Source organism: Stenotrophomonas sp. STEN083 (genome assembly GCF_056759195.1).
The window spans coordinates 1-25,944 of the sequence record NZ_JBRRCU010000030.1 but is presented as its reverse complement, the minus strand read 5'-3'; the positions used below and the strand labels follow the sequence as shown (position 1 = coordinate 25,944).

The following is a 25,944-nucleotide window of genomic DNA, read 5'->3' as shown; positions in this document are numbered from 1 at the left end:
GTTGTCGTATGAGCGGTTGGTATCGGGGTTTTCCCTGATGCGGGGCAGGAAGGTGGCTTCCTAAGATGCGGGTGAGGGAAGGGTCCGCATTGTCAGGTCAGCAGTTCCACTTACAGCCTTCTGCGAGGAACCGTATGCCGTGCCGTATCGCCAGAACCACGTTGTCCACGGGCATCGCCCTGATCATCGCCGGCAGCCTGCCCAGCGCCTTTGCCCAATCGACCGATGCCAAGCCTGAGCAAGCCACCGACAAGGTGGTGGATATCGGCAGCGTCAACGTCACCGCATCCGGTTCGCGCATCGACCGGCCGGGCTTCAACGCACCAACGCCGACGGTCAAGGTGACGCCGGAGGACCTGCAGCTCTCCACCCACACCAATATCGCTGCCGCGCTCAACGACTTGCCGCAGTTCCGCGGCACGGTGTCGCCGCAGACCCACACCACCGGCGTGGATGCGGCCCGGGCGCCGGTTGACCTGCGCGGGCTCGGCGTCAGCCGCACCCTGGTGCTGCTGGACGGACGGCGCTTCTCCAGCGACAACGACCTGGCCAGCATCCCCTCGATCCTGATCAGCGGCGTGGATGTGGTCACCGGCGGCGCGTCTGCCGCCTGGGGCTCGGGCGCGGTTGCAGGCGTGGTCAACGTGCAGCTGGACAGCCAGCTGGTCGGCACAAAGATCGATGTGCAGGGCGGCGTGTCCTCGCGCTCGGACAACCAGAAGCAGTACGTATCGGCCGCTACCGGTTTTGAGATCGCACAGGGCCGCGGCCACATCGTCATCGGCGGCGAGGCCTTGAACAACGACGGCATTCTGCCCAAATCATCGCGGCCGTGGCTGGGCCGCACCGCGCAGCTGTCCAATGGCGACGGCACGTTCACGATGAAAGACAACGTGGGTTACGGTAATGCCGCGATCGGCGGCTTGATCACCACCGGTGTGTTGGCCGGGCAGGCCTTCAATCCGGATGGCAGCCTGCGCGCGTTCCCGGGTTACACCGGCGCGTCGCTGATCCAGGGCGGCGAGAGCCCGAGCAATGACGACATCAGCTCACTGATGACGCCACAGCGCCGCTACAACGTGCTGGGCAGGTTGTCGTGGAACCTCACCGACAACACCAGCCTGACCATGGACGTGCGCCACTCGCGCAGCTGGAACCGCTTCCCGTGGTTCGGCGACCACAACCGTGGCACTGGCCTGAAGATCGGCGTCGACAACGCCTTCCTGCCCACTGCCGTGCGCGATGCCTTGCTGGCCGCAGGCGAAACCAGCTTTGGGCTTGGTCGCTTCAACAGCGATTTTGCCTTTCCCGATATCGACTACGACCGCCGCACCACCCAGTTCACCGCGGCGCTGGATGGCGTGGTCGGCGACAACTGGCGCTGGAGCGGCTATTACAGCCACGGCGACAACCAGTCCGATCTGGCCGCGCCCGGCTTCCTGTTGACCAGCAATTACCGCGACGCGGTGGATGCGGTGATTGATCCGGTCAGCGGCAAGCCGGTATGCCGGGTGACCCTGACCAATCCGAACTCTGGCTGCGTGCCGATCAACCTGATCGGCCATGGCGCGCCATCGGCGGAAGCGGCGGCCTACGTCACCGGCACCCCCAAGCGCATGACCAATACCAAGCTCGATGCGGCGGGGCTGGACCTGCGTGGCGAACCGTTCTCGCTGCCGGCTGGCGAAGTCTCGGTGGCGGTTGGCCTTGAAGCGCGCAAGGAGCAGATCGATCAGAAAGTGGGCGCACAGGATCTGACCAAGTCATTCAGTACCTGGAGTTCCTCGCCGATGTCCGGCAGCTTCCAGGTCCGTGAGGCCTTCGCCGAAGTCGCTGCACCGCTGCTGCGTGACGTGCCGGTGCTGCGCGACCTGCAGGTCAATGCGGCGGCGCGCTTCAGCGACTACAACAGCTCAGGTGCGATCTGGTCGTGGAAATACGGCATGACCAATGAATTCTTCGATGGCTTCCGTGGCCGCTTCACCCGCTCGCGCGATATCCGCTCGGCCAATCTGTCGGAGATGTACACCACCAGCACAACCGGCTGGTCGACCATCAGCGATCCACTGACCGGTACCTCGATCAGCGCGCTGGTGATTGGCGGCGGCAATCCGCTGTTGGACCCGGAGAAGGCCGACACGCTCACCGCTGGCTTCACCTGGGCGCCGGCCAGCCTGCCGGGACTGATCATGTCGGTGGATTACTTCGACATCGAGATCAAGGATGTGATCACCCAGGTGTCGGCACAGGAAACCGTGTTGCGCTGCATCGCCGGCAACCAGGCCATGTGTGGGCGCATCCAGCGTGATGGAAATGGTGAGATCGAGCGGATCAACTCCAACTACGTCAACCTGGCCGAGTACCGCACCAACGGTGTGGATCTCGACCTGCTCTACAACCTGCCAGCGGCGAAGTTGTTCCCGGCGATGTCGGGCAATTTCCACACCCGCGTGCTGGCGACCTGGACCGACAACCTCACCACCTACGACGGCAAGAACACCTTCGAGTACGTGACCTCGCAGGGGCTGACCGGTGGCTCCGGTGTGCCGCGCTGGCGGGCAAACGCGACTGTCGGCTGGCGCGGTGACCGCTACGGCGCGCAGGCGCGTGCGCGTTACATTTCCAGCGGTGTCTACAACAACCAGCTGGTGCTGACCAACGGCAACATCCCGTCCTATGTGTACTGGGACCTGGGTGGCAAGGCGCGTTTCGCGCTGGCGGGCGACAACGAGATCGAGGTCTACGCCGACATCAGCAACCTGTTTGACAAGAAGTCTCCCTTGGGTGCGGTCGGCTCGCCTTACTACGATGTGGTGGGCCGTTACTTCACGCTTGGCGCGCGCATGCGTTTCTAGGAATGAACCGATAGACAGGAAGGTTCGGCACAACCGTAGCCCGGGTAAGCGCAGCGCACCCGGGGCTGTTCATGGGCAGCCTGAAGCCACCGTAGAACCTTGTCCCCGGGTGCGCTGCGCTTACCCGGGCTACGGTTGGAACGCTGATTGCGCTTGGTCCAGGAATTGCGGAATGAAGCATCATGCGGATCAACAGGAACAGTGGCCGTCGCCGTAACGCTTCGGGTGCTTCTTTTGCAGAGGATTTGAACATGTACCAGCACCATCTTCGTCGCTCCCCATCGCGTCCACGCCTGCGTGCGCTGTTCGTGGCACCGCTGTTGGCGTGCATGCTGCTGCCGGCCATGGCCGCCACCAAGCCCGCACCCAGCCAGGGCCTGCAGGTCGAAGCACAACGACTTGCCGCACAGCTGCCCGGTCAGCTCGGCGCGGCCATTGTCCATCTGGAAAGCGGCCGCAGCGTCTACCTCGATGCGGATCGTGCCTTCCCGATGGCCAGCACGATGAAAGTGCCGGTAGCCGTGCACATTCTCAAGCTGGTCGACGAGGGCAAGCTCACGCTGCAGCAGCAGGTGACGCTGGACGAAGATGATGTCTATCCGGAAATGGGCGGGCCGATGGACCTGCACCTGAGCGCCGGCTCGGCCATCACCGTACGCGACCTGCTGCACATGATGATCACGGTCAGCGACAACAACGCCACCGACATCCTGATCCGTCTTGGTGGTGGTACCGCGGCGGTGAACGCGCGCATGCAGGCACTGGGCATCAGTGGCATGCGGGTGGATCGCTATATCTGGGAGCTGCTGGCCAACTACCGCGGCAATGCCGTCTCGCAGGCGAAGCCGCTGGGCCCGGCCGCCTATGCCGAGCTGTCGCGTAGCGAGCGCAGCGAGGAGCTGCGTCGAGGCCACACCAATGCCTGGAACGAAGACCCGCGCGATACCAGCAACGCCCGTGCGATGGCAACCCTGTTGCAGAAAGTGTGGCGTGGCGAGGTGCTGCAGCCAGGCTCGACCAAACTGCTGCAGGACATCATGCTCGACACCCGCACCGGCGCCGCACGCCTGCGCGGCATGTTGCCAAGGGAAACCCCGGTGGCGCACAAGACCGGTACGGTGGGCGATGTGATCAACGATGTTGGCGTGATCACCCTGCCGGATGGACGTGGCCATGCCATCGTCACCGTGTTCGTGCAGTCGCGCGCCAGCAGCGAGGAGCGTGATGCGGCAATTGCGCAACTGGCCCGCGCCGCGCACGACTACTTCCTGTTTGTGCCCTGATGGAATTTGCCTGCTCAGCCGGTGACGCTGAGCAGGCGCACCAACTGCGCGCGATGGCCAACGTCGAGCTTGCGGTAGATCGCGCTGATCTGGCTTTCGATGGTTTTGCGCGAGCGCCGCAGATGATTGGCGATCTCCTCATTGCGCATGCCATCCAGGACCAGTTCGGCGACGCGGGTCTCTGTGGGCGAGAGCCTGGACCACATCGGCCGGGTGATCACGGGCATAGCCGCAGCCGTTGGCTTCAGCGGCGTCAGTCGCAGCAGATACATCGGGTACAGGCCATCTGCCTGCAAACGACCCTGCAGGCCTATCTGCAGCTGGGTACCGGGTAGTTCCATTGCGTCATGTGGAAGATCACCATCGCCGAATTGGTTTGCTTGGCGCAGCCAACTTCGCAACGCCGTCGCCGTGGCGTCGGGAAATTGAACACGTCTGCCGCTGTCATCCAGCCAGCCCGCACACAACAGCTGCGCTGCTGGCGACAGACTGATCAGTTGCAGCTCATGGTCGAGGATGATGTCGGCCTGGCTCTGCCGATCAAGCAGGGCTTGGTAAATGCTGCGCCGTTCATGCCGCAGTGAACGCAAGCGCTGCAGGCCAGCTGCCATCAGCTGATGCAGCTCTGCAAGGAACTGCTGATGAGCATCGGTGATCTGCTCCTGTCCGGCCTGCATGCGGATGCTCAGCACCGCGTCCAGTCCTTCCTCGCGCCAGAACGCCATGTGGATGAACTCGTTCCATCCAGGTGCAGGATTCTGCGCGCGTAGCCGCAACCGCGCCTGCGCGTCGGTCGAGGCGATCTGCGACAGCGTGTACCAGTCGATGTGCGGATTGCGCTGCAGATATGGAAGGGCAACATCCAGGCTGCGCAACGGACGTGCGTCGCCGGTCGCACTGGCACCGAGGAAATGCAGGCTGCGCTGTGGCTGATAGGTGCTGTTGATGTCGTACATCAAGGTGCACGAGTGGCAGGGCAGGTGTTGATTGATCAGGTCCACGCAGGCGCGCCACAACGCATGCAGATCCAGTGCCTGCAGCAGGCCCTGCTTGGCCTGCACCGGGCAGGCGTCGGGGTTCACTGCGATGTCGTGTTCGCGTCCCAGCATGGTGCGGCATGCCCTCGTGGTGGATCGCAGCGCTCTTCTGCGGCGCTGTGACCGGCCGAACCTGCATGGTCTCTTCTAGCACCCACTACGCGGGGCAGGCAAGCGCAGGGGGGATTCTGGAGGATGCACGCCGACCAACTACGCGCGAAGAGCACCCCTCCCCAACCCTCCCCTGCGCGTTGCGCAAGGGAGGGGCAAAAACGGCGTGCACGGGGGGCTGACAGGTCACGCGTTCTGCTCCCTCCCTTGTGCAACGCGCAGGGGAGGGTTGGGGAGGGGTAGCTCCACCGCCTTCGCTCGCGACTTTGCGCAGCACATCACGCCCGCCCCGCACACAAGCCTTCACTCCTCAACGCACACAGGTTTACAGTGGCCGCTGATCTTGGGGAGGCACCATGGATCCGCAGACCGATGGTTCAAACACGCTGCAGCAGCACCTGACGCAGCTGCGTGCAGCCTGGCAGCAGCACAAGCCGGAGTACGCGCAGCGCCGCGACGACCTGCGCCGCCTGCGTGCCGCATTCAAAGCGCGCATTCCAGAGATGACCGAGGCGATCGCCGCTGATTTCGGCCATCGCTCCAAACACGAATCGGTGATCGCCGATGGCATGACCGTCACTGGTGAGATAGACCATCTGCTCTCGCACCTGCGTGGCTGGATGAAGCCGGAGCGGATTGGTGTGGGTTGGCGCTTCTGGCCGGCACGGGCACAGGTGCGACCGGTGCCGGTGGGTGTGGTCGGGGTGATCTCGCCGTGGAACTACCCGGTCAATCTGGCGCTGGTTCCGCTGGCAACCGCGATTGCGGCTGGCAACCATGTGATGCTCAAGCCGTCCGAGCACACGCCGAACAGTTCCGCCTTCCTGCAGTCGCTGTTGACCGAGGTGTTCCCTCCTGATCGGGTAGCGGTTGTGCAGGGCGATGCCAGCGTGGCTTCGGCGTTCTCGGGCCTGCCGTTCGACCATCTGGTGTTTACCGGCTCCACCGCGATTGGCCGCAAGGTGATGGCGGCCGCGGCACAGCATCTGACCCCGCTGACCCTGGAGCTGGGTGGCAAGTCACCGGCCTTGGTGGCAGCGGACTATCCGGTCGAGGGTGCGGCCGCACGCTTGGCGACCGGCAAGTGGTTCAATGCCGGCCAGACCTGCATCGCGCCGGATTATGTGTTGATCGACGAAGCGCGGGTGGATGCGCTGGTCGCCGCGCTGCGTGCGCAGGTGCAGCTGCGTTACGGCGACTTCGCTGATGCCAGCGATTACAGCCGCATCATCAACGAAGGCCAGTACCAACGCCTGCAGGGCTATGTGGATGACGCGCGAGCGCGAGGCCTGCAGGTGTTGCCGCTGGCGGACATCGATGCCGAGCGTTCGCAGCGTGAGCGCCTGTTCCCACCGACCTTGATCCTGCAGCCGGGCGATGATGCAACGGTGATGCAGGACGAGATCTTCGGACCGATCCTGCCGATCCGCAGCTATCGCTCACTGGACGAGGCCATCGCCACCATCAATGGCCGCGAGCGACCGCTGGCCTTGTATCCCTTCAGTCATGACAAGGCGACGGTGGAGAAGATCGTTGGCCAGACCATTGCCGGCGGCGTCACCGTCAACGACACCTTGCTGCACTTCGCGATCAACGGCCTGCCGTTTGGCGGTGTTGGTGCAAGCGGCATGGGCGCTTATCACGGCAAGGCCGGCTTCGATGCGATGAGCAAGCGTTTGCCGGTGCTGTGGCAGACCCGCCGGGCCGGCAGTGATCTGTTGCGGCCGCCTTATACACGGGTCGCGCGTTTCATCGAGATGATTTCGCGCTGAGCTAGAAAAGCCGCAACCAGGCACAGGGGGCCGGCTGCGGTGACCCCGGCACGAGGGAGAGGGAGCCGGGTGTCGAAAAACTTTTGAAGGCTGCAAAAAGCATGCGATCTGAAAGCCCCTCTCCCGCGTGCGGGAGAGGGGTTGGGGTGAGGGCGCTTTTAGAGCACGTGGAGCAAAAGCTTTTAGAGCTTTAGAAGCTCCCCTCATCCGCCCCTTCGGGGCACCTCGCTCCGCGCCCCGGCCCCGCGTAGCACGCGGGGCGTACGAACAGTCACGAGCCTTTGGCTCGTAAGCGCCTGTTCTTAACCCCGCAGGCGGGAGAAGGGAGTAGTCAGGTTTTGCTTGAACTGTCAGTTCCCAAGCTCATCCGCAATCCGCTGACGCAAGGTCTGCAGGTCCTTCGCAAACGCTTCAATACCAGTAGCCAGCTTCTCCGTAGCCATCGGATCAGCCGCCATATCCGCATCAAACTTCGCTTCATCAATCGCAGCGACGTCCACCGCTTCAGCAGCACCAGCAATCAGCTTGCGCGGCAGCTCGCCGAAATCAGCGTCCAGCTTCTCCAGCAGATCCGGCGAGATCGTCAGGCGATCACAGCCGGCCAGCGCTTCAATCTGCGCGGTCGAACGGAACGAGGCACCCATGACAACGGTGCTGGAACCGCGACGCTTGAACTCGGCAAACACGCCGCGCACGAACACCACGCCCGGGTCTTGGTCGATGCTGGCCGGGGTCTGGCCGTTGGCCACGTACCAATCCAGGATGCGGCCGACGAACGGCGAGATCAGGAACGAGCCAGCTTCCGAGCAGGCCAGGGCCTGGGTAGGGTTGAAGATCAGGGTCAGGTTGCAGTCGATGCCTTCGGCCTGCAGCACGCGCGCGGCCTGCACGCCGGCCCAGGTGGCGGCGATCTTGATCAGCACCTTGCCGCGCGGCACGCCGGCCGCTTCGTACATGGCGATGAACTCGCGCGCCTTGGCAATCGTGGCCTCGGTGTTGTGCGCTTGGTCGGCATCCACTTCGGTGGAAACGCGGCCCGGCACCAGCTCGGCCAGCATGGTGCCGACGCCGACGGTCAAACGATCGACCACGGCATTGGCGATGGCCTGCTTGTCACCGCTTTGAGCCCGGCCCCACTGCAGCTCGCGTTCGATCAGGCCGGCGTAGACCGGCAGGTCGAGGGCTTTTTTCACCAGGGTCGGGTTGGTGGTGCAGTCGACCGGACGCAGGCGCTTGATGGCGTCGTAATCGCCGGTATCGGCGACAACGACGGACAGTTCGCGCAGCTGCGCGAGCTTGGATGCAGTGCTCATGATGTGCTCCGGATCAGGCGGTGGTGACGCCAGTATCGGCGGCGGCGATGACAACGGCGGTGTCCTGGTCGAAGGTCGGCGCGGCGAATGGCTGCGGGCCGGGGGTGCGACCAAACACGATGGGGCGGGTGATGCCGCGGTAGCTGCCCAGCAAAGGGTGCTGCAGCGTGGTGATCATTTCTTCGGCCAGCACCTGCGGGTGCTCGAACATGTCCTCGACCTTGCGCGCGGCCGCGCACGGCACTTCTTCGCCGAACAGCGCTTCCCATTCCAGCGCACTGCGTGCGGCCAGTGCTGCATGCAGCTTGGCCAGCAGTTCGTCGGAATGCTCGGCGCGCTTGCGCACGGTGTCGTAGCGCGGATCGCTGCCCATTGCCGGCAGGCCGATCTTGTCGCACAACGCCTGCCAGAAGCGCGGCGTATTGGCCGAGATGTAGAGATGGCCCTGCGCGGTCGGGTGGATGCCGGTGACACCGCCCGAACGCATGTCGCGGCCCACGCCTTCCGGCTCGCCTTCGGCCCAGATCATCCGTGCCGATTGCATGGTCAGCGCGCTGCGCAGCAGCGACACGCCCACGTACTGGCCTTCGCCACTGCGTTCACGTTCGAACAATGCCGAGGACACACCTGCCGCAACCAGCGCGGCGGCGTAGTAGTCGACCACCGAGCCGTACAGGATTTCCGGCGCACCGCCGGGCTTGCCCTGCATCGCGCACATGCCGGTCATGGTCTGCAGCACCTGGTCGTAGCCGGCCTTGTCCTTGAGCGGACCGTCCTCGCCGTAACCGGTGACCGCGCAATACACCAGGCGCGGATTGATCTTGTTCAGGCTGTCGAAATCGATGCCCAGGCGGGCCGGCACGCTGGGGCGGAAGTTGTGCACCAGCACGTCGGCCTCGCGCACCAGGCGCATCAGCACCGCGCGCTGGTCGGCTTCCTTCAGGTCCAGCACCACGCCGCGCTTGGAGCGGTTCACACCAAGAAAGGCGCGGCTCTCGGCTTCAAGCGTGGACGGGTACTTGCGCAGGTTGTCGCCAACCGGCGGTTCCACTTTGATGACTTCAGCGCCTTGGTCGGCCAGCAGGGTGCAACCGTACGGCCCGGCGATATAGGCGCTCAGGTCCAGCACGCGCACGCCGCTGAGCGGGCCACGGGCACCATCGCGCTGGGCGATGTCGAACGGAGATGGGTTGTTGCTTGCTGACATGGGCTGCACTCGAATCCTTGATTGCAGTTTCCTCCCGGTGGATGGGAAGAAACATATCGTGCGGGTATTTTCAGCGAGGACAAAAAGCAGGTATCGCGGTGTCATCGCCTTCAAAACCACCGCTGCCTGCACCTTCTCGGGTGACAAACAGCGGTGACAGGCTTATTGCGGGGCCAACGACAACCAGCTCAGGCGCCAGACGTCGTGTTCGCGGCCACCACAGCGGTAGTAAGGCTCGAACACCAGCGGCGCGCGGCTTTGCAGCTGCATCGTCACCGTCGCGCCTTCACCCTCATCCTGGCCAACCTGCAGCCAGCGTGCAGGATCACCTTCAGGCAGCTTCACGGTTTCGTCGGTCTTGAAGCCATCGATCAGCGTGGTCGCATAGACCAGCGGGCCGTAGCTCAGGCCAACGTATTCCCAGCGCAGCACTTCCTGCGCCACCGGCGAGCCGTCCGGTGCACGCGATTCCTGCACGTTGATGTTGGCGGCGCGGTGCAGCTGCGGCTGCATCGGCAGCTGCACGCTGACCAGATCGCCGGCCTGCCATTGCCGCTGCAGCTGCACGTAACCGTCCGCAGCAACCTGCACCGGCACGTTGACGCCGTTGATCTGGATGCGTGCGCCTTCAGCCCAGGCCGGGATGCGCAGGCCGATGCTGAAGCTGGCGCTCTGTTCAGGCATCACCCGCAGGCTGATATCGCCATTGAATGGATAGCGGGTCTGCTGCTGCAGCACCACCTTGCCAGCGTCTGCATGATGGAGCGTGGCTTCGCCGGCACCGTACAGGTTCACCCGCAGGCCGCCGTCGGCAGCGACGCCATAGGCAATCTGCGGCAGCTCTTCCACCGCCATCGCGCCGGACGACTTGCAGCAGCGCCAGTACGTCGTGTGCACGCGCTTGCCGTTGGGGAAGGTGTAGTAACACCAGTCCTCACCGTTCGGTGCCATCGCCGCCAGCAGGTCGTTGTAGGCGGTGCGTTCCAGCTCATCGGCGTAGCGGGCGTGGCCGCTGATGGCCAGCAGCTCGCGGTTGAGCTGCATCCATGCCAGCACCGAGCAGGTTTCCACATAGGCCTGCGGGAAGAACGTGCGTGGTGCGTTGAACACTTCGCGCGAGCGATGCGCCACGCCGCCCCAGGGGCCGCCGCCCAGGGTCAGGTGCTGCTCGCGGATGTTGTTCCACAGGTTGTCGATGGCCAGCTTGTAATCGGCCTTGCCGGTGGCTTTGTACAGCTTGGCCAGACCAACAAGATTCCACGACAGCTGGTAGGCCTTGCCGGTGGCGATGAAGGCGGCGTCTTCGTTGGCGATGCCCTTGTCGAGCAGGGCCAGGCGCGGATTGGCATTGGCCTGCTGCAGGATCTTCTCTGCCAAAGCGAGATATCGCGGCTCACCGGTGACCAGGTACAGGTCGGCGGCCGGATCCAGCAGCACCGTCGCCGACATGCCGTGATGGTTGCCCAGCGTGGTGATGTCGATGCCCGACTCCAGTGCCTGCCAGCACAGGTCGGCGATGCGCCGCGCGGCCTGCAGGTAGCTGTCATCGCCCAGTGCACGCCAGGTTTCGAGGAAGCCGAGGATCAGGTAGCTGTGGGTCCAGATGTCCCAGGTGCGCAGTGCCGGCTCGCCGTTCCAGCTCTCCGGCTTGGGCGGCTGCGGCACGGTGAAACGGCGGTCGGCGGCGTAGTTGCCGAGATAGCCGTCATCGTCCTGCTGGCTGATCAGCCAATCGGCGACGCGGCGCAGGTTGGCTTCCAGCTCGGGTTGGCTGCCCTGTGCGACCGCACGCGCGGTCGCCGACAGCCACTTGCCGGCGTGCTCGCCGTACCAGTCGCCTTCCTGGTTCTGCTGTTTGTGCGCCTGGCCGAAGATGCTGATCGACGGGCTCGCTTCATCGACGATGAAGTGGCTGAGGCGGCCGCCGCGGTTGGCCGCCAGCATCTGCCCGAACACACCGTCGAGCTTTACCGCTGCCGGTGTGACCAGCTGCTGGCCGATGGTGATGGCTGCGGTCATGCCGCGTCCACCACGCAACGGAAGCCGAGCATGCCGCTGCGGTCCTTGGCCGGTGCCATCAGCAGGTACTTGCCGTGCTGGTCCAGGCGGTAAGCCTGCGGGAAGTACCAATGCGAGGTCTGCGGCTGGTAGCTGGAGCCACCGCGCAGGATCGCCGCACGGGTGTGATCGTCGCTGAACTCATCGGTCCACTGCCACACGTTGCCGACCAGATCCTCGACGCCGAACGGGCTGGCGCCCTGCGGATGCGCATCGACATCGGCCGGAGCCAGCAGGCGGCGGCCACGGTTGACCTGCGGCACGCGGCTCTGGTCCCAGTCATTGCCCCATGGGTAGGTACGACCATCGTTGCCCTGCGCGGCGTACTGCCACTCCCATTCGTGCGGCAGACGCTTGCCGGCCCACGCAGCGTAGGCGCGCGCGTCTTCCAGCGACACCCAGATCACCGGCTTGTTGTCCCAGCCGGCACGCGGTGCACCATCCACCCAATGGGCGAGGAAGTTGATGTCATCGGCCGGGTGATAGCCGGTGGCATCGATGAAGGCCTTGAACTGCGCATTGGTGACCGGATGGCGATCGATATGGAACGCGTCCATCTGCATCAGCTTGCGGTGATGGCGACGCGGGCAGTCTTCCCACGGGAACTGCACGTCCTGGCCAGCCCAGTTGAAGCCTTCGATCTCGACACCGCCAACGGCAAACACAAACTCGCCAGCCGGAATGGTGACCATGCCCTGCGGCGCGGCAGCCTGCGAGGTGGTGGCGGGAATCTCGCGCAACTGCTGCGGGATTGCCTTCCATGCGCCGGAGAAACTGTTCAGCGGCTGCTCGGCGCGCTTTGCGGCTTCGGCCAGGAATGCGTCCAGACCGTCGACCGTAGTGCCCGGCTGCACGCTCAGCACCGCAGCAAAGCCACGCGCTTCCATCGGCAGTTCGATGATGGCCACGCCATCACGCACGGCCGGCGACAGCTCAACGCCGTGCCAGACATCGTAGTAACGGGTGCCGTCCACATGCGGCAGACCGATCTGCTCACCGTTGACCGCGTACTCGTTGCGGTTGATCAAGGTGTGCAGGCTCAGGCCTTCGACCGGGAACTTGCTGGCGAAGATGCCGCCCTGGTAGCAGACCTGGTAGGGCTCCCAATCCATCGCCACGATCAGTGCCGGGAACTGGCGATAGATGGCCGCGATGCGGCGCAGGGTTTCACCATCACGCGCGGTGAACTGGTTCCAGATGCCCCAGATGTTCTCCCAGGCGTTGTAGCCGATGCCGTTGAAGAAGCAGTACTGCAGATCGTGGTTGCGGTTGCGGCCCCAGCGGTTTTCGTAGTTGACCATGTGGCGCGGCTCCAGCCACTTCCACTTGGATACCGGCGGCACCGGGCCATCGGGGGCCTTCTTGCCCCAGCTCTGCACGTTCCAGATCAGCTGCTCTTCCGAGCTGATGGTCGATTCGGGCTGCACCACCACCGGGTTGCCGTTGGCATCGCAGACGTCGAAGAACGCGCGCGGCACGCCGTTGAAGGTGTCGCCGTTGATGCCGTCGGCGCCGGTGGCCTTGATGATCTCGGCCAGGCCATCCCAATGGGTGACGCCCGGGTCACGGGTGCCGTGGTCCCACGGCTTGGCCGGCAGGAACACGCGCACGCCGCGCTTCTGGAATGCCTTCACCGCGGCAGTCAAACCTTCCAGACCGCCCGGCAGGGTGTGCGCCAGATCGAACTGGTTGCGGTCGTCGATGCCGATGTTCGGGTAGATGTACCAGATCAGCACCGAGTCCAGCCCGCCGAAGCGTTCGATCAGATCGTCCAGGTACTTGTCGACGGTGTACTGCGCGGTTTCCACGTCGAAGAAATAGCGGTCCTCGACCATCATCTGCGCGTGCACGAAGTTGCGCTGCGCCCACTGCAGTTCCGGGCGACGGTAGTTCACGTCGGTATAGCCGATGCGCACCAGATGTTCCTGGCGCCAGTCCTTCAGCTCGGTCAACCAGTCGGCGGCGCTGGCATTGGCATCGATCATCCAGCTGCCGATGTCGGCGAACGGCCACGCTGGGGCCTTGCCCGGCGTCGGCAGGTAGCGGCCGGTGGTGACGTGCGAGAACTTGTACTCGGTGTGGATCGCCTCACGCCCGTGATCGGGGGAATCGGTGTCGTAATCGGGGGCGGGGTAGGGGGAGGTCATGGCAGTCATCCAACAAAAACGGGGGGAGGCGTAACGGTTACAGCGCGCACCAAGCCGCGAGTGCGGCATGGGCGTCGGTGCCGGGCAGGCGGCTGGCGTCGGCCAGTAATGCCTGTACTTCGGCGTGTTCGGGAATACTGGATTGTGCACCCAGGCGCGTGCAGGCCAGTGCCGAGGCGGCGCTGGCGGCAAGCAGGGCCTGCTGCAGCGGTTCATCGCGGGCGAGCAGGGCGACCAAGGTGCCGCAGAAGGTGTCGCCGGCAGCGGTGGTATCGAGTGGTGAGATCGAGAACGCCGGCTGCAGCAGTATCTCGCCGTCGATGCGGGCCAGGCTGCCGCGCGCACCGAGGGTGACGATCACGCAGGGTACGTCGAGCCGTGCCAGGCCGGTGGCCAGGTCCGGCGGGTTGCCGGCAACCACGGCCAACTCACCTTCGTTGACGATCAGCATGTCCAGCTGTGCCAGCAGTTCGGCCGGCAATACCTGCGCGGGTGCTGCGTTCAAGGCGACTTTCACCCCGGCAGCACGGGCGGCGGTGGCATAGGCCTGTACCGAGGCCAGTGGCGATTCCAGCTGCAGCAGCAGCCATTGCACGCCATCCAGCGCTGGCAGGTGTTCGGGCAGCAAGGCCATGTTGGCGCCGGGGGCGACGGTGATCGCGTTCTCGGCATCATCGGACAGGCAGATGAAGGCGGTGCCTGTCGGCAGCTGCGCATCGCGCACGGCATGCAGCAGCACGCCAGCTTCGTTCAACGAGGCTTCGATCGGCTTGGCGAAGTCATCGGCACCCAGGGCAAGCAGCATCTGCGTGGCAGCGCCACCGGCACGCGCGCAGGCCACGGCCTGGTTTGCACCCTTGCCGCCGGGAAAGGTACGGAATTCGCGGCCGAGCACGGTTTCGCCCGGTGCCGGCACGTGCGCCGCACGCACCACGAAATCAAGATTGGCCGAGCCGGCGACAAGAACGGTGGAACTCATGGAATGGCCTGGTAAACGAGGTTGTAGAAACGGGTGGACGGTGAAGCAAGCGCCTTGTCACCGCTGGGCAGGTATTGCATCAGCAGGATCGCCACCAGCTTCTCCTTGCGGTCGATGGTGAAGTACGTGGACGCCGCACCGGACCAGCCGAACTGGCCGACGCTGCCGAGCTTGCCGCGGTACGCCGGGTTGGTGATGACATAGCCGCCAAGGCCGAAGCCTTCGCCCGCGCCATAGCTGCTGATGGCCGGCTCGAAGCCACCGAGCTGGTCGCTCATCATCAGCTCGATGGTCTTGCGCGAGAGCAGCTGCTGCTTCCCGCTGCGGCCATCATCGAGCAGCATGTGGGCGAACTTCAGGTAGTCGGCAGCGGTGGAATACAGGCCGCCGGCACCGCTGTCGTAGCCCTTCAAACGCACGCCCGGATTGCGCGCGCTGAGCGTGTCGGCCACGCGCAGGCTGCCATCGTCGTTGCTGGTTGGCAGCTCGACCACGCGGCCACGCTGTGCGAGCGGTACTTCAAAACCGGTGTCGTGCATCGCCAGCGGGCTGAAGATGCGTTGTTGCAGGAACTGCGCGAACGGTTGCCCGCTGACCACTTCGACCACGCGCGCCAGCAACTCAGTATTGCTGCCTTCGTAATGGAAGTGGGTACCGGGGGCATCGGCCAGCGGCAGTGTGGACAGGCGGCGTGCAACGTCCTGTAGCGAGGTCGCGCTGTCGACATCGGCAGCGGTCAGCAGCTTGGTCGCCACCCGGTGCGTATCCGACGCCGCCGCGAAGCCGCTGGTATGGGTGAGCAGATGGCGCAGGGTGATCGCGCGCGGTGCATCTTCGGTCTGCGGATGTTGCAGGTCGCCACCGGTCACCACGGTGCGGTCGGCGAACTCGGGCAGATAACGCGCCAGCGGATCGTCCAGCGACAGCTTGCCTTCCTCCAGCAGCATCAGCACGGCGACCGAGGTCACCGGCTTGGTCATCGAATAGATGCGGAAGATGCTGTCGGCCTGCAGTGGCCGGTGGCCAGCGCTGTCGGCGTGGCCGTAGTGCTGCTGGAACACGATGCGGCCATCGTGCTCGACCAGCGCCACCGCGCCCGGGAACTGGCCCGGTGCGGTGCTGGCCTGCAGGAAACCATCCAGCCGCTGCCAGCGCTCATCAGCGTGCAGCAGCGGTGCGCACAGACACAGCAGGAGTGCGGCGCCACGGCGCAGCCAGCGATGGCTGCGCGGTGTTGCGATTGGTTGATGCATGGCGGGCACTCCTGCGTTCATCAGCGGAACGTATACGAATAGCTCAGCGACACCACGCGGCCGCGACCGGCCCAGTAGTTCTGCCAGCCATCGCCCTGCGAGCCGCTGAGGATGTAGTACTTGTTGAACAGGTTGTCCACGCCCAGCGAGAACGTACCGAAGCGCCCCGAATCATAGTTCACGCCCAGATCCCACAGCGCGTAGCCGTTGATCTTTTCGTCGTAGTCGTACTCTTCACCGTCATACGGACGCACCGCAGAGCTGGTCAGGTGACGGTCGCGCAGCATGCTGACGCCGAGGGTGGCATCCAGATTGGGCAGCGCCTTCCACACCAGTGCCATGTTGATCTTGTCGGGCGTCGCATCGAAGATGCCCAGCGGCTTCTTCAGCGGGCCGGCGTCGTAGCGACCTTGCGGGTCCGGGCCCCAGAACGAGGTCCAACCGCGCAGGTGGGTATACAGGCCGGTGATCTTGAAGGTATCGGTGAAGCGGAACTCGCCGCTCAGCTCGATGCCTTTGATGTCGGTCGGCGCGCGGGTCATGATGAAGTCGCTGGTCAGCGGGTCCACTTCCAGCGATGCACCGAAGTCCGAGGTGGAGTGGTACCAGCTGCCACTCAGCGCACCGCGCGAACCACGCCAGTTGAAGCCGATGTCGATGTTGTCGACGATGATCGCCTGCAGGTCGAGGATGCCGGCAACGGTCTGGCCCGGGTAATTCACGTTGCGCAGTGGGATGCCGATGTCAGGCAGGGTGAAGCCCTTGCTGTAGGCGGTGAACAGCGAGAACTCATCGGTGACGCGCCAGATCGCACCCAGATTGGGCAGGTTGGCGGTGTAGTCCAGGGTGCCACCTTCGACGAAGGAATTGTTGCGGTAGGCGACGGTGGTATAGCTGTCGATGTCGAGTTCACCGTTCTCGCGGCGGAAGCCGCCGCTGACCGTGACCGGGCCGATATCCCAGGACAGCTGCGCGTACGGGGCGACGCTGCGGTAGTCCATTGGCGGTACCCACACGCGGTCGGTCATCACCAGACGCTGCTCGGCCACGTCCTGCACGAAGTCCACGCCGGTATGCAGCTCCAATCCGTCCACACCAAAGATGCTGGGGCGTGTCCACGAGGTACGCAGGCCCTTCTTGCGCGATTGGATCTCGGACTGGTCGAAGATGCGGTCGGCGTCATCGGCCGGTGCCGGCTTCACCAACTGGCGGTCGGCGCCGTTCTCCGGCAGGAAGCGCATGCCCTGCTTGGCCTGGAAGCCGACCAGGTCGAGCGTGCCGCCGTAGAAGTCGCTGTGGGTGTACTGCAGGCTGTACTGGATGAACTTGTTGAGCGCGTCGCGCTGGCCGTCGATGTGGCCCTTGATCGAGGTGTTGGGTACCGGTGTGTCGCAAGGCGGCCAGTCATTCGGACCCTTGCAGCCGACCAGCTGGATGTAGTCGCCGTTGCCGCCGATGTTGAAGTTGCTGTACGTGGCCTGCAGGCGCTGCTCGCCGGCCTCGCCGAAGTTGTAGCCGCCCTTCATGTACAGGTTGCGCGACTGCGAATCGGCCAGCGAACCGCTGGAATTCATGCCGATGCTGCGGCCTTTGGCGTCATAGGCCATGCCGCGCTCCAGCTGCGAGACGCTGGCCAGGAAGTCGTAGTTGTCCTGCTTGATCGCGTGGCTCAGGCCCAGCTTCCAGCCGACGCTGTCGTCGTTGAACTGGGTCTGGTAGCGCGCATTGATGGTGGTCTCGCTGCCGATCTGTTCCGGCACCTTGGAGATGTAGTTGATCACGCCACCGGTAGCGCCGATGCCCTCTGCAGCGGACGGACCGTTGATGACTTCGATGCGGCCGATCACGCCCATGTCGGTGAAGGTGCCGTTGCGGGTGCCTTCGCGCAGTGGTGAGCCTTGCGGGATGCTGTCGAACAGGCGCAGCGGAATGCGCCCACGCAGCGACTCACCGGAGTTGGTCATCGCCTGCGAGGATTCGGCATAGCCGGGAATGGTGCGTGCCAGTACCGCGGTGTTGTCCTCGGTGATGATCAGCGACTGCTTGATCTCTTCCGGGGTGATGATGGTGATGGCGCCGGGGATCTTGTCCACCGCCTTGGGCGCACGCACGCCGGTGACGATGACCCGGTCGAGCTCAGTGGCTTTCTTGTCCTGCGCGCGCTTGTCGGCGCTGCGGCTGTCTTCTTCGTTTGCTGCCTGCATCTGCTGGGCCTGCACGCTGCTGCTGATCGCAGCGGCCAGGACCAGAACCCCCAACGCTACCGGTACCTTCTTCATGTTGTTTATCTCGTTTTTGTTTTAGATAAGACGTGCATGAACTGCTGCCGCGGACTGCGGCATTCCGATACTTCTGTTGGCTGCTGCATCCCTCCCGACGCAACTCCCCGACAACAGCAGCCTAGGCGTGCACAAGGGGGCATTGAAGGCGGGGGGGCTAGCTTCAGACGTGAGGTTTTGTTGCTTGAAACAAGCTGTGGTTTTTTCTTGCGGTGCAACAAGAAAGGTTTTCTTGTTGCCGCTGGACATCAGCTTTTGTGGGAGCGGCGTAAGCCGCGAAGCAGGCCACCGTTCCGGCGATGAAAAATCTGCAATTGCAGGATGCGCGGGAGCGGATGCTTCTCCAGCTTCGCGGCTTACGCCGCTCCCACAAACAACAAACATCAAACAAAAACGGCGCCACAGTTGCCTGTGGCGCCGCTTTCAAACTGCAGCTATCAGAACTTGAACGTGTGGGTCAGCGACACCATCCGGCCACGGCCGGAGAAGTAGTTCTGCCAGCCCGGCAGCTGCGACCAGGTCAGCACGTACTGCTTGTCGAACAGGTTCTCGACGCCCAGTGCCAGCTGGCCATAACGGCCGATGTCGTAGTTCACGCTCAGGTCCCACAGCGCGTAGCCATAGGTGTTCTCTTCGTTCTTGTAGACCGCGTTGTTGGCCGGATTGACGAAGGTCTCACGCAGGTCGCGGCTGAAGGTCTTGCTGACACCCAGCGTTGCACTCAGGTCGTCGTTCGGGGTCCAGGTCACCGAGGCATTCACCTTGTCCGGCGAGATGTCGAGGATGCCCATTTCCTTCTTCAGGCCCGAACCCGGGTAGTACTGGGTCTGGCCGCGGATGCGCGAGTACAGGAAGCTGGCCTTCCACTGCTCGTTGAAGGTCCAGGCGCTGTTCAACTCGAAGCCTTCGATCTCGACCGGTGCGCGGGTCAGTATGAAGTCGTCGGTGGCCTTGTCGATGGTCAGGGTGGAGCCGAAGTCCGAGGTCGAGCGGTACACGGATGCACCGATCTGGCCCTGGGCACCACGCCAGTTGAAGCCGATTTCCTTGTTCTCGGTGATCAGCGGCTGCAGGTCAGCGATGCAGGACACGGCCTTGCACGGGCTGCTGGCCTGGATGTTGCGCAGTGGGATGCCGACGTTGGCGATGCCGAAACCTTCCGAGTACGAAGCGAACACCGACCACTGGTCGGTGATGCGCCAGATCGCACCGAAGTTGGGCATGTTGGCCTTGTAATCCATCTTGCCGCCCTGCACCGGGGTGTGGTCGCGGAAGGCAACGGTGGTGTAGCTGTCGATTTCCAGCTGGCCGTCTTCGCGGCGGATGCCGGCATCCAGCGTCACCGGACCGATGTCCCAGCTCAGCTGTGCATACGGCGCGATGCTGGTGTACTTCATCGGCGGCACCCACAGGCGGTTGGTCAACGCCAGGCGCTGCTCGGCGGTGTCTTCCACCAGGTCCAGGCCGGCACGCAGGCGCAGGCCTTCCACCTTGAACAGCTCGCCATAGGCGTAGCCGAAGCGCAGGCCCTTCTTCTCGCTGTTGATTTCCGACTGGTCCCAGATGCGCAGGGCGTCATCGGTCGGGGCCGGCTTGGTCAGCTGGCGGTCGTCGCCGTTTTCCGGCACGTAACGCATGGCCTGCTCAGCCCAGTACGCATCAACGCTCAGGTCGCCGCCGAAGAAATCGGCATTGGTGTACTTCACCGCGAACTGTTCGAAGTCGTTGAACTCGGCCAGCGAACCGGCAATCGAGCCCTTTTCGGCGGTGTTGGTGGTCGGCTTGGTGCAGCCGAGATCACCGGCACGGCAACCTTCCACTGGAATGTAGTTGTGCTTGCCGCCGATGTGGAAGTTGCTGTAGCTGGCCTGGATGCGCTGCATCTGGCCTTCGCCGAAGTTGTAGCCACCCTTCATGAACAGGTTCTTGCTGTACGAATCGGACAGCGAGCCGGAGGTGTTCAGGCCAACGCGGCGGCCGTTGCCGTCGTAGGAGATGCCACGGTCGATGTAAGCGCCGCTGATCAGGTAGTCGACCGCGTCGCCCTTGAAGGCATGGGTGACGCCGATCTTGGACTGCGCGCTGTCGTCCTTGAACTGGCTGCTGTAACGGGTGGTGACGGTGGTTTCGTGGCCAGCCACGTCCGGGTTCTTGGACAGGTAGTTGATCACGCCACCTGCGCCGCCGATGCCTTCCGCGGCGGACGGGCCGTTGATGACTTCGATCCGGCCGATCACGCCCATGTCGGTGAAGGTGCCGTTGCGGCTGCCTTCGCGCAGCGGCGAACCCTGCGGCACGCCGTCGAACAGGCGCAGCGCGACGCGACCACGCAGGGTCTCACCGGAGTTGCTCATCGCCTGCGAGGATTCGGAATAGCCCGGCACCATGCGTGCGAGCACGGCAGTGGCGTCTTCGGTCAGGTTCAAGGTGCGCTGCACCTGCTCCGGACTGATCAGGGTGACAGCACCCGGGACCTTGTCGATGGCAACCGGGGTGCGGGTACCGGTGACGATCACCTGGTCCAGCGTGGTGGCGGCATCGCCAGCGTCCTGTGCAAAGGCCGGGCTCATCGCGCTGGCGAGCAGCACGGCGCTGATGGCGGCCGAAAGTGGCTTGATCATGTTGTTCTCTCCCCCAGGTTTGAATGTGTGACGCGACCGGCCTGGGAGCCGGCAGAGCCAAAATGCGATGGGGACTAGCGCCCCTTTGATCCTGCCGTTTGTTGATTTCGGTCCCCGACCATGCGGGCACCGGGCGCAACTCCGACGTTGGGCGAAGCCTAGGCGGGGCCCCGGCGCGATAGAAGCGCACCTGTGTATGTTCAAAGCCTAGGGTTTGTTGCGATTGGGTGACGGCGTCTGCAGCGGCATTGCCGGACAACCGACCTGTAGTGCCGAGCCATGCTCGGCAGAGGCCTTGCCAGGAAATCCAACAGGACCGGGAAGGCCCTTGCCGAGCATGGCTCGGCACTACAGGGGCTCTACGGGTAACGCCCCTGCCGAGCATGGCTCGGCACTACACGGGCATTGCGCTCAGTCGGTAGGCTGCAACAACGCCGTACGCGCCTCGTCCAGCAGCACATTGACCTGGCGCAGGCGCACCGAGGAGCGCGACCAGACCATGCCGATACGGCGTGGCTCGCTGGGCTCCGGCAGGGGAATGCGCACCACCGAAATTCCTTCCGGCCACGGCTTTGCCCAATCCGGCACCAGCGACACGCCCAATCCACGATCCACCATCACCGCAATCGCATTCAGCGCATTCAGCTCGAACCGTTCGCGCGGCACGATGCCTGCCTTGCGCAGGTATTCGTCGGCCTGGCGGCCACCCCATTCGTGGCGGTCGTAGCGGATCAGCGGTTCTTCGCGCAGCAGCTGGTGCGGGTCGGCACCGGCCATGCGCGCCGGCGCCAATACCACCAGCGGCTCTTCACGCAGCAGCTGCCAGTCGCAGGTCTTGGGCAGCGAGAACGGTGCCTGCAGCACCATCGCCGCATCCAGGTCGCCCGATTCCACCGCGCCATACAGGTCGGCCGAATAACCGGGTTTGATGAAGACGTTGATCTCGGGGAACTTGGCCACCATCCGCGCCAGGATGTCCGGCACCAGCCCACCCAGCGCGGTAGGGCAGGCGCCCAGTCGCAGTTCGCCTGCCATGCCGCTTTCGTTGGCGACGCTGCGCAGATCAGCCACGCCACGCAGCAGGTCGCGCGCGCGCTGCAGGATGCGCGCACCTTCCTCGGTGACGCTGACGGTGCGGCCAGCGCGGGCAATCAGCGGTGCGCCAAGCTCGCGTTCCAGCGTGCGGATCTGCTGGGCAACGGCGGCCGGGGTGATGTGCAGCATGCGTGCCGCCGCGGCCATGGAGCCACGGTCGACCACGGTGACAAAGGTATTGAGAAACTGGGTTTCCACGCGATTAGACCTCTCAGCTGCGCGCCAAACTACACCAGCGGGCGCGGCGGCGCGATCCGACCAACGTCATGGTCTTTGCCGGATCTGGCGCCACGCCGCCGCCGATCAAGGCCGCGGCGGCGCGCAGGCCCGCCTTCACACCGCGTCCTGCTTGTAGATGGTCAGGCCCTTCAGCGAACGGTTCGGGGCCGGGAAGAACAGGCTGGCGACATAGCCGATCACGATGCACAGGAAGATCGAGATGGCCAGGTAGAAGTACGGATGCACCAGGCTGTACCACCAGGCCACGAAGGTCAGCACGATGCTGGAGGCGACACCGATTGCCACGCCGGCCGAGTTGGCGCGGCGGGTGAACATGCCCAGCGTATAGGCACCGGCAAAGCCGCCGCCGAGCAGGCCGGCCAGTTCGATCGACACGTCGAACAGCGAGTGGATGTCGTAGCGGGTCATGATCAGCGCCAGGCCGATCGCGGTCAGGCCAACCAGCACTGTGGAAATCTCGGCGAACAGCACGCTCTTGCGTGGGGTCGGGTTCTTGGCGATGCGCTCGTAGAAGTCGACCGAGATCAGCGTCGCCACGCTGTTCATGATGCTCGACAAGGTCGCCATTGCTGCGGAGAACACACCGGCGATGATCAGGCCGGTGACGCCCGGAGGCAGCTCGGCGGCGATGAACAGCGGGAAGGTCGCGTCGATCGGCAGCAGCGGGTCAAGGCGCTGCGGGTTGTTCTTGTAGAACACCCACAGTGCAGTGCCGATGCCGTAGAAGATGAAGCCGCCCGGGATCATGATCGCGGCGAATGCCCAGATCGAGCGGCCGGCTTCCTTGTCCGACTTGGTCGCCAGCGTACGCTGCATCAGCACCTGGTCCTTGGGGAAGGTCAGCACCACGTCGAATACGACCAGGAAGATGAAGCCCCACACCGTGGCCTTGGTCAGGTCGAAGCTGAAATCGAACAGCTTGGTCTTGTCTTCCATCGCCGCGGTGGCGACGAACTCACCGAAGCCGCCCTTCAGCGTCCAGACGATGAACAGGATGGCGAAGATCGCGCCGCCCATCTTCACGATCACCTGCACGAAGTCGGTCCAGATCACCGCCTTCATGCCGCCCATCGCGGTGTAGAGGATGGTGAACACGCCCATCATCATGATGCTCCACACCACGCTGATGCCGGTGATGGTGGCGATGGCCAGCGCCGGCAGGAACAGCACCACGCTCATGCGCGCGCCGATCTGCATGACGATGCACAGCGCGCTGGCGAGCATGCGGATGGCCGGATGGAAGCGGGTTTCCAGATAGGAGAACACGCTCATCAGATCCAGGCGACGCAGCAGCGGCACGATCCACACCGCCACGAACATCAGGCCCAGCACCGCGATCAGGTTGTTGGTCAGGTACTGCCAGTTGGTCTCGAAGGCCTTGGCCGGAATGGCGATGAAGCTGATCGAACTGGTGTTGGTGGCGTACAAGCTCACGCCCGCTGCCCAGAACGGAATGCTGCGGCCACCGACGAAGAAGTCGGCGGTGCTGGCGCGCTTCTCGCGGAAGTAGAAGTAGGCACCCATGCCCAGCATCGCGCCGAGGTAGATGATGATCACCGTCCAGTCCATCCAGCCCAGCAGATGCTTGCCGCTCTGCAGTTCAAAGGTGTGCAGGCTGCCATCGGCATTTGCCCAGGCCAGGCCATTGCCCCAGCTGGCACTGGCCAGCGGTGCATTGGCATCGGTATCGGCCAGATCAGCCCAGGCGCTGGTGATGGTGTGGAAGGTACGCGCGTGGCTGCTGCCAACCGCGTCGGTCACCTGCATCAGCAAGTGCGCCTGGCCGAGTGCACGCAGCGAGCCGGGCACCACGTCGCCGCCGATAGCAGGCAGCGTGTGCCAACCCTTCTCTGCGTTCCAGCGCAGCAGCTGCTGCGCGCCGTTGTTGCCGACCACTGCGTACAGCGCGCCTTTCTGCGCCTGCAGGGCGACGACTGCGGCAGCGCCCGGCCAGATCGGCTGTGGCTGCCATTGCGCGGCATCGGCGGGCTTGCGGTACAGCTGGGTCACGCCCGTTGCATCCACACCGGCGACGAACAGCGCACCGTCCAGTGCAGCGACGTGCGCATTACCCAGTGGCGAAGGCAGTGCCAGGGACTGGCCCTTGCCCAGCGTTTCGCCCTTGAGCGTGATCTGCTGCAGCTGATTGCTGTGGCTCGCATCCGGGCCGGTCAGCACCCAGGTTTTGTCGCCGTTGCGGACGATGTCCTGCACGATCTCGTTGCTGATACCGGTGGCCGGCGTCCACGCCTTGCCGTTCTTGTCGAGCAGCCACGCCTTGTCGCCGGAGCGGGCCAGCAGGCGGCCATCGACATCCAGCAGCTGCTGCACCGGCGCGGCCTCCGGCAGGGCCGGCAACGCGCCGGACTTCACTGCATTCAAACTCTCGTCGGCGGCCGCGGTGCCGGCCAGTGCCAGCAAAGTGGTGATGACGAGCAGACGGAAGCCGAGCGAGAAGCGGTGCGACAGCGCGGCGAGCGCGGTGGCCATGGGCGTGGGCATGGATGGAATCCCGGTAATGAACGGCGTGGCGGCGAACCGCCAGATGGAAAGATCAGGCGCGCAGGGCGCCGGCGAGCAGGGCTTCGGCCCGGCGCAGGTAGGGCACATCGATCATGCGTCCCTCGAACAGGAACGCACCGCGGCCCAGATCGCTGGCCGCCTGCGCGGCGGCAACAATACGCCGTGCTTCGTCCAGTTCGGCCTCGGCCACGCTGAAGATCACATTGGCCTGACCCACCTGGCGCGGATGGATGCAGCTCTTGCCGATATAGCCCAGTTGCTGCGCGAGCATGGCCTCGGTACGGAAGCCCTCGGCATCGGCCACATCCGGCCAAGCCCCGTCACAGGCGAACACGCCCGCTTCGGTGGCGGCCATTTTCACCGCGAACAGCACCGCATGCACATTGGCCGGCGTGCGGGCGATGCCATTGGGCGCGAACAGATCGCCCAGGCCCAGCTGCAAGCCGGCCACGCGCGGATGCGCGCCAGCCAGCTCGGCGGCCAGACGCAGGCCACGCGGGGTTTCGATGTTCAGCAGCAGGCCGATCGGGCGGGTGACGCCATTGGCGGCCTCGGCGCGTTCCAGCGCGACCACCACCTGCCGCACCTGTGCGGCCGATTCCACCTTGGGGATATTGAGCAGCCACAGGCCGGGCACCGCCATCGCGGCCAGATCGGCGGCGAAGTGCGGGCTGTCGGTGGCGTTGCTGCGGACGATCAGCAGCTTGTTGCTGGCGAGTACGTCGGCACGGGCGAGGAAGCTGGCGATGGCCGCGCGCGCCGCCTGTTTGCCAGCCTCGGGGACGGAATCCTCCAGATCGAAGGACAGGGCATCGGCCGCACTGGCCAAGGCCTTGTCGAACAGTTCCGGACGTGCGCCGGGCACAAACAGCTTGCTACGCATGGCTTCCCCTCACTTTGAGAGGCAGTCTGCGCGAATCGGAACGCTGAAAAAGTGTATTCCCCGACATTCACCCGATAGGTTTTGTTGTGGTTTGCGGGGTTTGGCGGGTGGGGTGACTCACGAAGCGCGGGAAACCATCGCCGTCCCCTCTCCCGCTTGCGGGGGAGGGTGCCCCGTAGGGGCGGGTGGGGGGAGCTTTTGACTTTGCCTGAGCTGCCGGAACGCAAGCCGAAGCGACGGGATGGCCAAACCCAAGCCCAAGCCCAAGCCCAAACCCTAGCCCAAGCC

The 25,944-nt window shown here is 64.5% G+C and carries 15 protein-coding genes; 3 read left to right on the top strand and 12 right to left on the bottom strand.

Annotation, left to right across the window (positions count from 1 at the left end; all coding sequences use genetic code 11):
- Nucleotides 1-134: 134 nt before the first annotated feature.
- Nucleotides 135-2,855: a TonB-dependent receptor domain-containing protein gene (locus ACVOK8_RS10800; protein ID WP_481566809.1), complete on the top strand. Its 2,721-nt coding sequence runs from the start codon at nt 135-137 to the stop codon at nt 2,853-2,855.
- Between the two features lie 251 nt (nt 2,856-3,106).
- On the top strand, nt 3,107-4,138 hold the full coding sequence (gene bla / locus ACVOK8_RS10795) for a class A beta-lactamase (protein ID WP_481566808.1): 1,032 nt from the start codon (nt 3,107-3,109) through the stop codon (nt 4,136-4,138).
- 14 nt (nt 4,139-4,152) lie between these two features.
- Here bla and ACVOK8_RS10790 read toward each other — a convergent pair whose 3' ends face one another.
- The gene (locus ACVOK8_RS10790) at nt 4,153-5,247 is read right to left on the bottom strand and encodes a helix-turn-helix transcriptional regulator (protein WP_481566807.1); all 1,095 of its coding nucleotides are present in this window, start codon (nt 5,245-5,247) and stop codon (nt 4,153-4,155) included.
- A 395-nt stretch (nt 5,248-5,642) separates the two neighbouring features.
- Between ACVOK8_RS10790 and ACVOK8_RS10785 the strand changes: the two genes are divergently transcribed.
- The gene (locus ACVOK8_RS10785; RefSeq protein WP_481566806.1) at nt 5,643-7,058 is read left to right on the top strand and encodes a coniferyl aldehyde dehydrogenase; all 1,416 of its coding nucleotides are present in this window, start codon (nt 5,643-5,645) and stop codon (nt 7,056-7,058) included.
- A 350-nt stretch (nt 7,059-7,408) separates the two neighbouring features.
- Here ACVOK8_RS10785 and ACVOK8_RS10780 read toward each other — a convergent pair whose 3' ends face one another.
- From ACVOK8_RS10780 to ACVOK8_RS10730, 11 genes are all read right to left on the bottom strand, one after another.
- Nucleotides 7,409-8,371: a transaldolase gene (locus ACVOK8_RS10780; RefSeq protein ID WP_481566805.1), complete on the bottom strand. Its 963-nt coding sequence runs from the start codon at nt 8,369-8,371 to the stop codon at nt 7,409-7,411.
- Between the two features lie 13 nt (nt 8,372-8,384).
- Complete coding sequence (locus ACVOK8_RS10775; protein ID WP_481566804.1) at nt 8,385-9,578, bottom strand: CaiB/BaiF CoA transferase family protein; 1,194 nt, start codon at nt 9,576-9,578, stop codon at nt 8,385-8,387.
- Nucleotides 9,579-9,740: 162 nt separating this feature from the next.
- Nucleotides 9,741-11,597, bottom strand: a complete 1,857-nt coding sequence (locus tag ACVOK8_RS10770) for a glycoside hydrolase family 127 protein (RefSeq protein ID WP_481566803.1) — start codon at nt 11,595-11,597, stop codon at nt 9,741-9,743.
- Entirely contained in the window at nt 11,594-13,783 is a 2,190-nt protein-coding gene (locus ACVOK8_RS10765) for a formylglycine-generating enzyme family protein (protein ID WP_481566802.1), read from the bottom strand. Before ACVOK8_RS10765 ends, ACVOK8_RS10770 begins: the two co-directional genes overlap by 4 nt.
- Before the next feature lie 37 nt (nt 13,784-13,820).
- On the bottom strand, nt 13,821-14,762 hold the full coding sequence (locus ACVOK8_RS10760; protein WP_481566801.1) for a ribokinase: 942 nt from the start codon (nt 14,760-14,762) through the stop codon (nt 13,821-13,823).
- Nucleotides 14,759-16,015, bottom strand: coding sequence for a serine hydrolase domain-containing protein (locus tag ACVOK8_RS10755; protein ID WP_481566800.1), 1,257 nt, complete (start codon nt 16,013-16,015; stop codon nt 14,759-14,761). The genes ACVOK8_RS10760 and ACVOK8_RS10755 overlap by 4 nt, the downstream gene beginning before the upstream one ends.
- Before the next feature lie 20 nt (nt 16,016-16,035).
- Nucleotides 16,036-18,294 carry a TonB-dependent receptor gene (locus tag ACVOK8_RS10750; protein ID WP_481566799.1) on the bottom strand — a complete coding sequence of 753 codons (2,259 nt, stop codon included), beginning with the start codon at nt 18,292-18,294 and terminating at the stop codon, nt 16,036-16,038.
- A gap of 437 nt (nt 18,295-18,731) precedes the next feature.
- A complete protein-coding gene (locus tag ACVOK8_RS10745; protein ID WP_481566798.1) occupies nt 18,732-20,915 on the bottom strand; it encodes a TonB-dependent receptor in 2,184 nt (727 codons plus the stop codon).
- 411 nt (nt 20,916-21,326) lie between these two features.
- Nucleotides 21,327-22,208 (bottom strand): LysR family transcriptional regulator, encoded by an 882-nt coding sequence (locus tag ACVOK8_RS10740; RefSeq protein ID WP_303748245.1) that lies wholly within the window; start codon nt 22,206-22,208, stop codon nt 21,327-21,329.
- Between the two features lie 135 nt (nt 22,209-22,343).
- The gene (locus ACVOK8_RS10735) at nt 22,344-24,752 is read right to left on the bottom strand and encodes a sodium:solute symporter family protein (protein WP_481566797.1); all 2,409 of its coding nucleotides are present in this window, start codon (nt 24,750-24,752) and stop codon (nt 22,344-22,346) included.
- A 52-nt stretch (nt 24,753-24,804) separates the two neighbouring features.
- Nucleotides 24,805-25,656: an HpcH/HpaI aldolase/citrate lyase family protein gene (locus ACVOK8_RS10730; RefSeq protein WP_481554650.1), complete on the bottom strand. Its 852-nt coding sequence runs from the start codon at nt 25,654-25,656 to the stop codon at nt 24,805-24,807.
- Nucleotides 25,657-25,944: the final 288 nt, after the last annotated feature.